The organism is Ihuprevotella massiliensis, from assembly GCA_900095835.1.
GTDB lineage: Bacteria > Bacteroidota > Bacteroidia > Bacteroidales > Bacteroidaceae > Alloprevotella > Alloprevotella massiliensis.
The window spans coordinates 2,087,854-2,101,544 of the sequence record LT608321.1 but is presented as its reverse complement, the minus strand read 5'-3'; the positions used below and the strand labels follow the sequence as shown (position 1 = coordinate 2,101,544).

General features: G+C 54.2%; 13 protein-coding genes. All 13 read left to right on the top strand.

Annotated elements, in window-relative coordinates; genetic code table 11:
* The first annotated feature begins 4 nt into the window (after positions 1-4).
* The 13 genes from BQ2633_RS08470 to flxY all read left to right on the top strand — a co-directional run bounded on the left by BQ2633_RS08470 (position 5) and on the right by flxY (position 13,688).
* Positions 5-472, top strand: a complete 468-nt coding sequence (locus BQ2633_RS08470) for a hotdog family protein (RefSeq protein WP_075566455.1) — start codon at positions 5-7, stop codon at positions 470-472.
* Between the two features lie 171 nt (positions 473-643).
* Positions 644-1,087, top strand: a complete 444-nt coding sequence (locus BQ2633_RS08465; RefSeq protein ID WP_075566453.1) for an acyl-CoA thioesterase — start codon at positions 644-646, stop codon at positions 1,085-1,087.
* A complete protein-coding gene (locus tag BQ2633_RS08460) occupies positions 1,080-3,140 on the top strand; it encodes a beta-ketoacyl synthase N-terminal-like domain-containing protein (protein ID WP_075566451.1) in 2,061 nt (686 codons plus the stop codon). Before BQ2633_RS08465 ends, BQ2633_RS08460 begins: the two co-directional genes overlap by 8 nt.
* Before the next feature lie 191 nt (positions 3,141-3,331).
* Entirely contained in the window at positions 3,332-3,589 is a 258-nt protein-coding gene (locus BQ2633_RS08455) for a phosphopantetheine-binding protein (RefSeq protein WP_075566449.1), read from the top strand.
* The gene (locus tag BQ2633_RS08450) at positions 3,586-5,388 is read left to right on the top strand and encodes a beta-ketoacyl synthase N-terminal-like domain-containing protein (RefSeq protein ID WP_075566448.1); all 1,803 of its coding nucleotides are present in this window, start codon (positions 3,586-3,588) and stop codon (positions 5,386-5,388) included. The genes BQ2633_RS08455 and BQ2633_RS08450 overlap by 4 nt, the downstream gene beginning before the upstream one ends.
* Positions 5,376-5,729, top strand: coding sequence for a DMT family transporter (locus tag BQ2633_RS08445; protein ID WP_075566446.1), 354 nt, complete (start codon positions 5,376-5,378; stop codon positions 5,727-5,729). Before BQ2633_RS08450 ends, BQ2633_RS08445 begins: the two co-directional genes overlap by 13 nt.
* 24 nt (positions 5,730-5,753) lie before the next feature.
* Positions 5,754-6,383 carry a flexirubin biosynthesis/transport protein LolA2 gene (gene lolA2, locus BQ2633_RS08440; protein WP_075566445.1) on the top strand — a complete coding sequence of 210 codons (630 nt, stop codon included), beginning with the start codon at positions 5,754-5,756 and terminating at the stop codon, positions 6,381-6,383.
* On the top strand, positions 6,352-6,858 hold the full coding sequence (locus BQ2633_RS08435; RefSeq protein ID WP_141700171.1) for a hypothetical protein: 507 nt from the start codon (positions 6,352-6,354) through the stop codon (positions 6,856-6,858). Before lolA2 ends, BQ2633_RS08435 begins: the two co-directional genes overlap by 32 nt.
* An 85-nt stretch (positions 6,859-6,943) precedes the next feature.
* Positions 6,944-7,306, top strand: a complete 363-nt coding sequence (locus BQ2633_RS08430) for an ApeI family dehydratase (protein ID WP_075566441.1) — start codon at positions 6,944-6,946, stop codon at positions 7,304-7,306.
* A gap of 24 nt (positions 7,307-7,330) precedes the next feature.
* Positions 7,331-8,773: a glycosyltransferase gene (locus BQ2633_RS08425; RefSeq protein WP_075566439.1), complete on the top strand. Its 1,443-nt coding sequence runs from the start codon at positions 7,331-7,333 to the stop codon at positions 8,771-8,773.
* A gap of 201 nt (positions 8,774-8,974) precedes the next feature.
* Entirely contained in the window at positions 8,975-10,429 is a 1,455-nt protein-coding gene (locus BQ2633_RS08420) for a phytoene desaturase family protein (protein ID WP_075566438.1), read from the top strand.
* A 261-nt stretch (positions 10,430-10,690) separates the two neighbouring features.
* Positions 10,691-12,184 (top strand): phytoene desaturase family protein, encoded by a 1,494-nt coding sequence (locus BQ2633_RS08415; RefSeq protein WP_075566437.1) that lies wholly within the window; start codon positions 10,691-10,693, stop codon positions 12,182-12,184.
* A gap of 169 nt (positions 12,185-12,353) precedes the next feature.
* A complete protein-coding gene (flxY, locus tag BQ2633_RS08410; RefSeq protein ID WP_075566436.1) occupies positions 12,354-13,688 on the top strand; it encodes a flexirubin biosynthesis putative acyl-CoA ligase FlxY in 1,335 nt (444 codons plus the stop codon).
* Positions 13,689-13,691 lie beyond the last annotated feature (3 nt).

The following is a 13,691-nucleotide window of genomic DNA, read 5'->3' as shown; positions in this document are numbered from 1 at the left end:
GCCCATGTCCCACACTTCGCCCTTTCCGCCCCTAGATTCCATCGACATTCTCACCCTCCTGCCCCAACAACCTCCCTTTGTGTTGGTCGATCGTTTGGTCCACTACGATGAGCAGTCCACGATTTGTCAGTTCACCCTCCCAACCGATCATCTCATGGTCGAAGAGGGCGTGCTTTCCGAAGCCGGAATCTTGGAGAATATGGCACAAACTTGTGCTGCGCGTTTGGGCTTTTACAACAAATATGTGCTGCGCGAACGAGTGCGCATCGGCTACATCGGTGCGGTGCGTGGCTTTGTGGTGCATCGTCTGCCGAAAGTGGGCGAAACTCTCTCCACAACGATTCACATCGAACAGGAGATTATGGGCATCACCCTTGCAGCGGCACGCGTCAGGGTGGGAGAAACGCTCATCGCGGAAGCCACATTGAAAATCGCCCTCGGCGAGGAACTTCCCGAAACGCTTCAACAATAGCCCGCATCCTTAGGACGTTTCACGAGATGCTAACGACTTACGTCTACTCTCTAACGTCTAAAGTCTAACGTCTATTCCGGTCTACCCCTCCAACCTCGAGCTACTTGTGGCGAGCAAAACGAGTCCGCGACCCCTAACGTCTAATTTCTAAAGTCTAACGTCTATATTCCTATGTCCCACAAACAACTACGTGCTTCCAAAGAATTTGCCGTACGCTTCAGCGAAGTCGATGCGATGAACATCGTGTGGCACGGATCCTATCCCCTCTATTTTGAGGATGCCCGCGAAGCCTTTGGCGCACAATACGGACTGGAATATATGACCATGGCGCGCGCAGGCTATTATGCTCCCTTGGTAGAACTCACCTTCCGCTATCTTCGTCCCATTCGCTACGAACAGCAGTGCCGCATCGACATCATCTACACTGCCACCGCTGCGGCAAAAATCATCTTCGACTACGAGATTCACGATGCCCTCACCGACGAACTCCTCGCCACAGGACACAGTGTACAAGCCTTTATGGACAAAGACTACCAACTGCAATGGTACAAACCCACCTTCTATGCCGAGTGGCAAGAACGATGGAACTTAAATTCCGAAGAAAATCATGATTGAAGTCACTGCTACCCACCTAGCTTCTCCCTTGGCTTGGGGCACTGCTGCACACCTAGCAGCCTTGCGCGATGGACAAACTGCCCTTCGTCACGACCACTACTTCGGACTTCCCGAACCCACCACCGCAGCTGTTTTCCCACACCAAGCCATCACCGAGCGATTCATCGCCACCTTTGGGGAAGAAGCCGCCCACACGCTCACCCGATTTGAGCAATTAGTCGCCCTTTCTGTCCACGAAGCAGCGGCAGAAGGGGGCATAACGCTCGACGATTCTGCGGTACTTTTCATCCTTGCCACCACCAAAGGCAATGTGCATCTCCTAGATGCTACCGACGAACCCCACATCCCTCGCCATCGAGTGGCGCTGAGTGAAGCCGCAACTGCCGTGGCGCAGCACTTGCACCTCCAGCGTACCCCCATCGTGGTGAGCAATGCTTGTATCTCAGGCAGCCATGCCCTCCTCCTCGCCTCCCAACGACTGACAGAAGACTCCACGTTGCACCACGTCATCGTTTGTGGTGCCGACCTCCTTTCGCGCTTCATCGTTTCGGGTTTTGGCGCTTTCAAAGCCCTCAGTCCCGAAGTGTGCCGCCCCTTCGACGCTGCGCGCTGCGGACTCAACCTAGGCGAAGCCGCTGCCACCCTTATTCTCTCGCGCACCGATGGCGAAGTCCACGACAGCCCCTCCTCTTCTTCCGCAGCCCTCTCCCACCGATGGACGCTGCGCTCGGGCTGTGTGCGCAATGATGCCAACCACATCTCGGGTCCCTCTCGCACAGGCGAAGGCGTATATCGCGCACTCTGTGCCACACTAGGATTATCCGAAGAGAGCAATATCGAGAACCTTGAAGATTTGCAGGAAAATCCACCCCATTGGTCTGACGATCCCGACTGGAAAAGCACCACTTCCCACCTCGCCTGTGTGAGTTGTCACGGCACTGCCACTGCCTACAACGACGAGATGGAGTCCATCGCTCTCTATCGGGCTGGTTTGACCCACCTCCCTGCCTATTCGCTGAAGAGCACCTTCGGTCACACCCTCGGAGCTGCTGGCGTGTTAGAGACCATTCTCACCATGGCAGCCGTGGAACAAGGCGCCCTCTGGGGCACACGTGAGTATAGCGCATCGGGCGTGTCGCACGAACTCTCGCTCAGCAGCGAAGCCCAACCGCTTTCGGGGGATTCTTTCCTCAAACTCCTCTCTGGATTTGGTGGATGCAACGCGGTGTTGTGGTGGCAAATGTGCAATGTTCCGCCTCAAAATTCCGCGCTTTTGGCTCATGATTCGGAGACTTCTCCAGAAATCTCCGAGCAATCAAAAAAAACGTCGGAGTTTTTCCAAAAAACGTTGGAGATTTTTCCAAAAACGTCGGAGTTTTTTTCAAAAAAGTCCCACGTTTTTTCTGAAACGTCCGACAATTCCATTTTGCCCTCCGATTGTTCCGCCTCATCCCTCCCATCATTGAAGGTTGCCAACCCCATGGCACGCACCTTTGCGCCCATTGCTGCGGTGGACATCACGCCCGAAGGCATCAGCATAGACGGCATTGCCCTACCTTTCGAGGAACGAGGAGCGGCACTTCTCCCAGCTGCCTACAAAAAACTCATTTGGGGCTACCCGAAATTCCACAAGATGGACGTCCTCTCTCAGTTGGCTTTTGTGGCTACTGAGTTGTTGGTACAATCCATTCCCCATCTCGATGCCCACACAGCGGTCGTCTTTCTCACGCATCATGGATCTTTGGCAGCCGATGTGCATTATCAAAGCACCATTGTGCCCACTGCCGAGGAATTCTTTCCCAGTCCAGCTGCGTTTGTCTACACCTTGCCCAACATTGCCACGGGCGAAGTTGCCATCCGTCACCATTGGCACGGCCACACCGCTTGTTATGCCCTGCCCACCACCGCAGAGGAAGCGATCCAACAGTCGCTCATCCTTTCGCCTGCCTCCGATGCGCGCACCACTGCCATCGTAGGTGGATGGCTGGATGCCGAAGATGCTGAGCATTTCTCCGCACATCTGCAACTCTATCTTCCCACGACTAACATCTAAGTAGAAGTTAGACATTAGACGTTAGATGCTAGAGCCCTGCGGCAATGAGCCTCTGGAAATGTCCAACTGCACTTGCCTTCTTAAAGACTTATGGTCTAATGTCTACCCGCTATTGCCAAATCTCTAACGTCTAACGTCTATCGTCTAATCTCTAACGTCTATCATCTAATCTCTAACGTCTAACGTCTACTATGTCCGACCTCAAACTCCAACTCAAACAACAGATTATCGAAGTACTCTCCTTGGAAGAAATCACCCCAGAGTCCATCGTCGACAGCGAACCTCTCTTTGGTGATGGCTTAGGACTCGACTCCATCGATGCCCTCGAACTCATTGTGCTCCTCGATCGCACCTATGGCATCCGACTTTCTTCCCCTGCCGAGGGCAAACAAGTCTTTGCTTCCATCGACACCATGGCAGACTACATCCAACAACACCGCACTAAATGATTGTAATCACTGGCGCAGGCATCCTCTCCTCCCTAGGCATCGGAGTAGCCACCACACTGCAAGCCCTCCAATCGGGGACTTGTGGCATCGCCCCTCCGCGTCATCTCACCACACAGCACCCACTTCCCGTGGGAGAAGTGCCCATGAGCAATGCCGAACTGTCCGAAGCTGTGCAAGCCGCCTCGGACGTCACCTCGCGCACTGCCCTCATGGGCATCATGGCTTTGGGCGAAGCACTGCAGTCTGCTCAGCTTTCTTCTGCCGACCTTCCGCACCTGGCACTCGTGGGTGGCACGACAGTGGGCAACATGGACGTGACGGAAGTGGAGTTTGCGCGCACGCTCCATGCCGACACCTTGGGACTCTGTGGCATGTGCACTGACCAAATCGCCGCGCACTTCGGAGAGTGGGGCTACGTCACCACCTTGAGCACCGCTTGTTCGTCGGCTGCCAATGCCTTCATCCACGGAGCCATGCTCATCGAAAGTGGGGCGTATGACTGTGTCGTTGTGGGCGGAAGCGAAGCCCTCTCGCGTTTCCACTACAATGGTTTCCGCTCGCTCCTCATTCTCGACCCAGATTCCTGCCGTCCCTTCGACAGTTCTCGAGCAGGTCTCAACCTGGGTGAGGGAGCCGCCTTTGTGGTGTTGGAGCGCGAAAGCCATGCTTTGGCACGCGGTGTCCAACCTCTTGCCACACTCTCCGGCTGGGGTAATGCCTGTGATGCCTTTCACCAAACGGCTTCTTCGGAAGAGGGCATCGGTGCTGTGCTAGCCATGCAAGCCGCTCTCCGCAGGGCTGGTCTGCAACCTGACGACATCGGCTATATCAACGCCCACGGCACAGGCACACCCAACAATGATGCGAGTGAACTTGCCGCAGTGCGCAGCGTGTTTCCCACGATTCCCCCACTCTCCTCCACCAAGTCTGCCACTGGACACACCACGAGTGCTTCGGGAAGTGTGGAAGCTGTGATTTGCCTTCTGGCTTTGCAGCATCACTTCCTTCCTGCCAATCTGCATTGGAGCTCGGCAATGGACGAAGATTTCACGCCTGTGCTTGTCCCCACTCCTGCACCCCAGCTCCGCCATGTGCTGTGCAATGCCTTTGCCTTCGGAGGTAACGACACCGCGCTCGTATTTTCGCAATACGACACTGCGCAATCGGAGGAACAGCCCTCCGCCATTCCTGCACCGCGCGCGGTCTATCTGCACCAACTGCTCCGACACGAAGATCTTGCATCCGAAGATTTGCCCAAGATTCCTCCCATGGTGGCACGTCGTCTCACGCCTTTATTGAAGCGCGGATTGCAAGTGTCGCTCGCAGTTTTGGCAAAGGTGGCACAAAGTGAGCGTTCAAATTCGGCTGCTTCATCGGAACAGGCTTCAACGGTTCTCCCCAGTCCTTATGTCCAACCGCAAGCCATCGTGGTGGGAACTGCGATGGGTTGCGTCACCGACACGGAGCGTTTCTTACGCCAATTAGTCGAACAAGGGGAGGAATTCCTTTCGCCCACGCATTTCATCCATTCCACGCACAACACCCTTGCTGGTTTGGTGGCGATTCACACGAAAAGTCACGGCTACAACACGACTTTCTCGCAGGGCGATGCGTCCTACGACCACGCGCTCCGCGATGCCTACTTGCTCCTCTCGCAGGGGCATGCCGACAATGCGCTAGTGGGTGCGCACGACGAAAGGGATAATTTGGCAGTAGCGTACTATCTTTCCACCTCGCCCGAAGGAGCCATTTGTCCCATCCTTCCCACCACCACATTCCACGCTCTATGCCCGCACTGATATTTCTCGCACTGTTGCAGTCCGCCCTACTCACCCTTGGGCAGGTGACTTTGAAAATTTCGCTCGCACAGTTCCCTGCCTTTTCATGGTCGCTCCGCTATTTTGGGGCGGTCTTTGGCAATCTGTGGTTTGCGGCTTGCGGACTTTGTTTCGGTGCTGCCTCATTGTTGTGGATGTACATCGTGAAGCACTTCGCCTTTCATCAAGCCTTTCCCATGGTGAGTCTGAGTTATGTGATGGGAATGTTGGCAGCAGTGTTTATCTTTCACGAAGAAGTGCCCTTCACCCGATGGATAGGACTAGCCTTTATCTTGGTGGGTGTGGCACTGATTTCCAAATAACAGCAACTTTATCCTCGTTTCCTCATGCGAAAATTTTGTTCTTTTCTCATAGGCTGTCTCACGTTTTTGTCGCTCTCAGCCCAAACTCCGCTCTCGCAGCAGGAGGCGCAACAGGTGCTCTCCCAAATTTCGGCAGCGGCGCAGCAAACAAAGACCCTGCAAGCCCAATTTGTCCAAACCAAAACACTGAAGATGCTCAACCATCGTTTGGTGTCGCGCGGCAGAATGTCGTATGCCCAACCCACACAACTCCGTTGGGAATACAGCACCCCCACGCACTACGTGTTTGTACTTTCGGGAAATAAGGTGCTCCTTGGCGGAGATCGCGGAAAGAATGTGGTCGATGTGCGCCAAAACAAGGTGTTTCAACAGATCGCTCGCCTGATGGTGAGCAACGTCACGGGGCAATGTCTGACAGATCGCTCCTTTCGCACCCAACTCTTTTCGCACAATGGCACGTGGATAGCCCAACTGACGCCTCAACGCGGTGAGATGAAAGCCTTGTTTTCGCAAATCACCCTCACCATCGACCCCAAGTTAGCGGTCGTTTCGCGCGTGGTGCTCACCGAACGCAGCGGAGATGTCACCACCATCGAACTTTCGGGTTTCAAAAAGAACCAACATGTCGCAGCTTCTGACTTTAAGGTGGATTAGCGCCAAACTACTTTTGGGGGCTATCTTCGCCTTGTGCTTGCTCACCGCTTGCAGTACGGCACAAAAGGCTCCCAGTGCACCGCCCCTCCCGTGGGTGGTCACGGACAGTGCCACGACGTGGTCGGCACAAATCACGATGCCGCGCGGTAATCTCTCCGGACTTTGCGTGGTGCGTGTGCGTCATGACAGCATCGTGGGTGCGTGGGTCAATGAGTTTGGTGTCCAAGCCTTCGACTTCACCTACGAGCGACGACGACAGCGCATCCGATTGGCGCACCTCATTCCTCCCTTGCGCCGCTTCTTCCTGCGCAGAATGTTGAAAAAGGATTTCCAAACTTTTGTTCCACACTTTGCCACAGGACAAGCCTTCTCTCACAACAATCGCCACGGCATTCGCTACGATTTTGCCCCACTTCCCCTAGACACCACGCAGACAGTCCAAGACTCGACATTCAGCGACACCACTGCACCATGAAGCACTCCGAGCGTGCGCCACGCTTGCTTTGAAGGTGGCGACAGTGGCGCTGATAGTCTGCTCACTCTCTTACTAGCTTTTTCACATGAAGCTCCTTGATTCTCTCTTTCATCTCACCGACGAGACCCGCGAACTGCCCACGCGCACCACATTTCAGTTGGACTTGCAGGCAAATCATCCCATCTTTCGAGCGCACTTTCCTGGACATCCCATCTTGCCTGGCGTGTGCGCGCTCCAAATCGTGAAAGAACTGGCTGAGCGCACTTGGAAATCTCCGCTCCGACTCTCTGAGGCGAAGAACATCAAATACCTTGCGCCCATCAGTCCATCGGAGGTTTCGACACTCACCATTGACCTTTCGGGCGAACCCTCGCAGTTGAAAGCAACCCTCTCCCAAGGCGACACCACTTTTGCCAAACTCTCGCTGCGATTTTGTTCGTTGTCCTAATTAGGTTTTCCCAACTTTCTACTTATGCGCCCCATCATTCTTCTACCCACCTACAACAATGCTCACACGCTGGCGGACGTCATCACCGACATCCTCCAAGCGCAGTGCGCCCCCCTCATGGTGATAGACGATGGAAGCACGGACGAGACTTTGCAGATTCTCTCACAATTTTCTGGCATCATCGTCTTACATCATCCTAAAAATTTGGGCAAAGGGGCAGCACTACGCCATGGTTTCCGCCATGCTCGCCAATGTGGCTACACGCACGTCATTACAATGGACAGCGATGGTCAGCATTTTGCAAGCGACCTTCCGCAGTTTCTCCAAGCCATCGCGGAGACACCCGACGATATCATCGTGGGCAATCGCTTTTCTCCCGAACTTTTTACGCAACAAGCTCCCAATATGTCGGCAGCGGCTAGGCGTGCCAACCGATTTTCCAACTTCTGGGTGTGGCTACAAACGGGCTTTTCTCTGGAGGATACACAGACAGGATTTCGCGCCTATCCCTTGCATCACCTCCACGGATTGGACTTTCTCACCAATCGCTACGAAGCGGAATTGGAAATCATGGTGTTCTCGGCTTGGTGTGGCACAAGATTGCGACAGATTCCCGTGAAGGTGTATTATCCCCCACGCGAAGAAAGGGTGAGTCACTTCCGTCCTACTGCCGACTTTTTCCGCATTACCCTGCTCAACACTCTCCTCACCACACTCGCCCTCTCCGTGGTGTGGCCCCTCCGCTTGCTGAGTTTTGTCTACGGCATCGTTTTGTTGCTCAGCTTCTTCCTTCTCATGCTCCCTGCGCAAGCCATCATCGGGCTAGGGTTTGCGCTTTTTCCTCCTCAAGATGCCCAACGGCTGTGGCTCCATCGCCTGATTCAGCGCGTGTCGCGCGGCGTGTTGTGGTTGCTGCCACGCGTAACCTTACGCGTTCATCGGCACGGAGAAGACTTCACTCGCCCAGCCATCATCGTGGCAAACCATCGTAGTCACCTCGACTTGCTCAGCGTCATGCTCCTCACTCCCCATTTGGTGATTATGACCAAGCAGTGGGTGTGGCGAAATCCCCTTTATGGTGTCATCATTCGCCATGCGGAGTTCTTGCCCGTCACAGAAGATTTTGAAACCCTCGCAGCACGTGTGGGGGGGCTCTTGCAGCGGGGCTACAGTGTATTGATTTTCCCCGAAGGCACTCGCAGTGCCACAGGACGATTAGGGCGATTTCACCAAGGGGCTTTCGCACTTGCCGAACGCTTTAACGTAGATATTCTCCCCCTCTTTCTGAGAGGCACAGGACAGGTGTTGGGAAAAACCGACCTCGCCATCCGAGCAGGCAAAATAGATGTCGAAGTGGGTCCCCGCATTTCTCCCTCTGATCCACTGCGACAAGGGAGTACGCTCCAACAAGCTCGACAATTCCGGCAGTATTATCAAACTGTGCTGAGCAATCCCTCCGATACTTAATGGCGCAAAGTCCACATTCTAACATCTAACGTCTAACTTCTAAAACGCCCGAGCCACACTTGTCGTGGCGAACGAAAACGGGTCTGCGACCCTCTAACATCTATTCTCCCAGCCCGAGCCACGATTGTCGTGGCGAGCAGAAAGGGGTTGCGCCCCCTAACGTCTAAAGTCTAAGCACTAACACGTCTAAAACCTCCTCTTATGTCCCAAATACTTGTCCTTGGTAGTGGTCTCGGTGGGCTGAGTTGTGGTATACAACTCGCACGGATGGGGCATCAAGTCACCGTTTTGGAGCAATCTCCTCAAGCTGGCGGTTGCTTACAGAGCTTTTATCGCCACGGACATCGGTGGGAAACGGGCATGCACTTCGTGGGAAGTTATGAAGAAGGGCAAGTGTTGCACCCGATGCTCCAAGACTATGACCTGCATCTTCCGTTGGTGCCACTCGATGCTGGGGGATATGAACAGATTCATCTTGAGGGACAGTCCTTTGCCTACGCCAAAGGAGATGCCTTTGTCGATGTTTTGGCACAGCATTTTCCCCAAGAGCGCGACAACCTGTGGAGGTATCTCCAGTTGGTACGTAAAATCATGCACATATCGTCCATCCACCATGAGACGAACTTGGCAGAGCAGCTCCACACCATGCAAGAATATCAGTCGCGCAGTGTGGACAGCATCCTCGAAAGTATGATAGGCGATGCCACTTTGCGGCAAGTCTTGGTGGGAAATCTCCCTCTCTATGCAGGGCGCAAGGGACAAACACCCTTTGCCACTCATGCTTTTATCACCGAATTCTACAACGCCAGTGCCGCGCGCATCGCAGGGGGAAGCCAGATCATTGCCGAACAACTCATCCAACAACTCGAGCAGCTCGGCGGAAAGGTCCTCACGCGCCAACACGTCACGGAGATTCATTGCAACCATTCCCAAGCCACGGGAGTGACCACCGCCAAAGGGGCGCACTTCCCTGCCGATTGCATCGTCAGCACCCTCCATCCGCAAGCCCTGCTCTCCCTACTTCCCGACACCCCTCTCCTACGTCCAGCCTATAAGCGTCGCATCGCCGCCCTGCCCAACACGGTGGGATGCTTCACCCTCTACCTAGCTTTTCGTCCCGAAAGCCTACCTTATCTCAACGCCAACCAATATGTCTACCACACCTCTCCGTGGGACTGCGAAGACTATACGACAGACGATTGGCCACGTGGCTTTCTCTATATGCACCAATGCGAGCAACCGCATCAGCAATGGGCAACAACGGCGGAGGTTATCGCCTATGTGCGTTACGAAGAGATGCAACCTTGGGAAGATTCGTTCGTGGGACATCGCGGTTCTTCCTACGAAATGTGGAAAGCAGCGCGAACCGAACAGTTACTTGCTGCCTTAGAACGACAATTCCCTGGCACGCGCGCTTGCATCAGTCGGATATATTCGTCCTCCCCGCTCACCTATCGCGACTACACGGGCACTGTCGGAGGAAGTCTCTACGGCATCGCTCGCGACATCTCCCTCGGTGCTGCCGGAAGAGTGGCTACTCGCACGCGCATCCCTAACTTGTTTTTGGCTGGACAAAACGTCAATTCCCACGGCATCTTGGGCACTTTGGTGGGCACCCACCTTGCTGTCTCAGAAATCAAGCGCAGTTGGGATTGAAAAAGTCCCCATTCAGACGTCTACTCTCTAAGTTTTTAGCACTAATGTCTGAGAATCTAATGTCTAACGTCTAATCTCTAACGTCTATTCTCCCGCTCTCCGAGCCACGCTTGTCGGGGCGAGAAAAATGGGTCCGCGACCCTCTAACGTCTAATCTCTAACGTCTAACGTCTATTCTCCCGCTCTCATAACCACGCTTGTCGGGGCGAGAAAAATGGGTCCGCGACCCTCTAACGTCTAACGTCTAATCTCTAACATCTAATGTCTAACGTCTATTCTCCCTACAACGTCCTCATCATTGGTGGAGGTCTTGGCGGACTGTTCACCGCAGCGCTGCTCAGTAAGTCGGGCATGCGCTGCCTCGTCTTGGAGAAAAATGCCATCATCGGGGGAGGACTGCAGAGTTTTCGTCGAGGGGCGCAACATTTCGACACAGGAATGCACCTCTTGGGTGGCTTTGGCGAAGGGCAAACCTTGCGAAGACTCTGTGATTATCTCGGCATCTACGACCAACTTCGTCTGAAGGATGTGGATGAAACGATGGACGAGATCTTCATGGCATCCACAGGCGATCGCTATGAAATCCGCGGTAGTCGTGAAGGATTCGCCCAAAGTTGGGCACGCTATTTCCCACAGGAAGAAACTGGCATCGCACGATATGTCGACGCCCTCTACCGCATCACCGACCAACTCTCGCTCTTTCATCTTCGTCCCTCCGACACGATGGCAGCACTCAGCGAAGATTGCCTAATACCAGCCGATGAATTTATCGCGCAATACATAGAAGATGAACACCTCCGTCAGTTGTTGGCGTACATGAATCCGATGTATGGTGGGCGCGCTGGGCACACTCCTGCCTATATCCACGCAGTGATCAATGTGCTCTATATCGAAGGAACGTCGCGATTTGTGGGGAATAGTGGACAACTCGCTGATGCGCTGCGCCAAGTGGTCGAAGAGGCAGGCGGTGAAGTGCTGAATCGCGCTGAGGTCACACGCATTGTCGTGCAAGACCATGCGGTGCAAAGGGTAGAACTCGCAGATGGCAGGCAGTTTTCGGCAGAGAAATATGTGTCGGCAGTCCATGTGCGCGAACTGCTTCGTGTGACGGACGAAGGCGCTTTCCCCAAGATTTATCGCCAGCGCTTGGAAGATTTGCCCGTGGGTTATTCCGCTTTTTCGGTCTATCTCACGCTCAAAGAGGGCTACCCCTATGTGAATCGCAGCGGATATGTGCAACGCGCATGGGGAAAAATATGGTCGCTTGAAGCGTACAATGCGGAGTGGCCCCACGGACTTCTGTACATGACACCGCCCGACTCGGAAGATGCCACCACCGCTTCGCGAATGACCATCACCGCTCCAATGCCCTTCTCTGCCGTGGCTCCGTGGGCAGACACTACAACTCACCAACGAGGAGCCGAATATCAGGCTTGGAAAGCAGAGATGACGGAGAGGGTCTTGGATCTTCTTGCCACCCGCTTGCCCAACATCCGGCAATGGATCGACCGCATCGAGGCTGCATCGCCCCTCACCATCCGCGATTATTACCACAGCCCTCAAGGAAGTCTCTATGGCATTGAGAAAGATGCGGAGCACTTCATGCGATGGCAAATCCCTGTGTTCACCAAAGTGCACAACTTATATTTGAGTGGTCAGTGTGTTGGTCTGCATGGCATCTGCGGCACTCCCCTCAATGCGGTGCAAACTGCTGAAGCGATACTCGGCAAAAACACACTTTTGGGGCATATCTAAGCCACCTTTTCAACTGAACTCACGCATTTTCACTTCCCTCTTCTCCCACTTTTACATCCCTTCTCTCCCACCTTTGATGCTTCATGCTCCCAAGGCTGCGCTAGTTCCTTGTGAGGATACACCCCAAAAGGCAAGATAGCACCAAAGGAATGGCAAGCCACCGTGCCTTATGACTGATATTTCTTTCCAATCTCCCCAAGTCATTCAGGAATTTCAAGAAGATCTCCTGCGCAAACATCTGCACTATCTGGCGGAAAAATCGCCTTTCTATCAACGGATGTTTCGAGAACACCACATTGATGTGGCACAAATCCGCACCATTGACGACTTGCAGCAACTGCCCTTCACGGAGAAAGCTGATCTGCAACGCGACAATGCGGACTTCCTCTGCGTACCCCCAAGCGAGGTCATCGACTATGTCACCACCTCGGGTACGATGGGCGAGGCAGTGACCTTCGCTTGCACCGATAGCGATCTCGAACGATTGGCATTCAACGAAGCCCGTTCCTTTGCCTGCGCTGGTGTGACGCGCGACAGTATCGTGCAGATCATGACCACTCTCGACAAGAGATTCATGGCGGGTATGGCATATTTTCTCGGACTTCGCCGTTTGGGAGCAGGCGTGGTGCGAGTGGGTGGCGGTATTCCCGAATTGCAATGGGACACCATTCGCAAGATTCAGCCCGACACCCTCATGTGTGTGCCCTCGTTCATCCTACGACTCATCGACTATGCCGAGGCACACGGCATCGACTATCGCCACTCCAGCGTGCGCCGCATCATCGGTATTGGCGAAGGTCTCCGAGATACTGATTTTCAACTCAATCTTTTGGGCAAGCGCATCGCGGAGAGATGGCCCGAAGTGTCGCTCTTTGCCACCTATTCCTCCACAGAGATGGGGGCAACCTTTGCTGAATGTCCTGAAGGAAATGGCGGTCATGTGCATCCCGAACTTGTGATTGTCGAGATTATCGGTGAGGACAATCGCCCCGTGAAAGATGGAGAATTTGGGGAAATCGTGGTCACACCCTTGGGGGTAGAGGGAATGCCGCTCTTGCGCTTCCGCACGGGCGATGTGGCAGCGCGCATTGTTGCCCCTTGCGCTTGCGGACGTCACACCTATCGCCTCACACCGCTCGTGGGAAGAAAGCACAACATGATCAAACTCAAAGGGACAACGCTCTATCCGCCTGCCTTGAATGATGTGTTGGATCACGCCCCTTATGTGGAGAACTATGTGGTGGTGGCGCGCACTTCTGCCAACGGCACAGACGAAGTGTGCGCGAAAGTGGGACTGAAACAGGAGGTGGCGCAACAATATGTCGCAGACAGCCATTTGCCACTGCCCACTGCCATCACGAAAGATTTGAAAGATCGCTTCCGCGCTCGCCTTCGAGTGACGCCCGATGTGGAGATTCTGCCCAAAGAAGAGGTAGCTGCCATCAACTTTCCACCTAAATCGCGCAAACCCATCAAGTTTATCGACCTGAGAGGTCAGTCGTAGGTG

Coding starts and splice junctions, on each gene's coding strand:
- BQ2633_RS08460 (WP_075566451.1), top strand. CDS start 1,080: ATGATTGAAGTCACTGCTACCCACCTAGCTTCTCCCTTGGCTTGGGGC.
- BQ2633_RS08450 (WP_075566448.1), top strand. CDS start 3,586: ATGATTGTAATCACTGGCGCAGGCATCCTCTCCTCCCTAGGCATCGGA.
- BQ2633_RS08425 (WP_075566439.1), top strand. CDS start 7,331: ATGCGCCCCATCATTCTTCTACCCACCTACAACAATGCTCACACGCTG.
- BQ2633_RS08420 (WP_075566438.1), top strand. CDS start 8,975: ATGTCCCAAATACTTGTCCTTGGTAGTGGTCTCGGTGGGCTGAGTTGT.
- BQ2633_RS08445 (WP_075566446.1), top strand. CDS start 5,376: ATGCCCGCACTGATATTTCTCGCACTGTTGCAGTCCGCCCTACTCACC.
- BQ2633_RS08435 (WP_141700171.1), top strand. CDS start 6,352: ATGTCGCAGCTTCTGACTTTAAGGTGGATTAGCGCCAAACTACTTTTG.
- lolA2 (WP_075566445.1), top strand. CDS start 5,754: ATGCGAAAATTTTGTTCTTTTCTCATAGGCTGTCTCACGTTTTTGTCG.
- BQ2633_RS08430 (WP_075566441.1), top strand. CDS start 6,944: ATGAAGCTCCTTGATTCTCTCTTTCATCTCACCGACGAGACCCGCGAA.
- BQ2633_RS08415 (WP_075566437.1), top strand. CDS start 10,691: ATGTCTAACGTCTATTCTCCCTACAACGTCCTCATCATTGGTGGAGGT.
- BQ2633_RS08470 (WP_075566455.1), top strand. CDS start 5: ATGTCCCACACTTCGCCCTTTCCGCCCCTAGATTCCATCGACATTCTC.
- flxY (WP_075566436.1), top strand. CDS start 12,354: ATGACTGATATTTCTTTCCAATCTCCCCAAGTCATTCAGGAATTTCAA.
- BQ2633_RS08455 (WP_075566449.1), top strand. CDS start 3,332: ATGTCCGACCTCAAACTCCAACTCAAACAACAGATTATCGAAGTACTC.
- BQ2633_RS08465 (WP_075566453.1), top strand. CDS start 644: ATGTCCCACAAACAACTACGTGCTTCCAAAGAATTTGCCGTACGCTTC.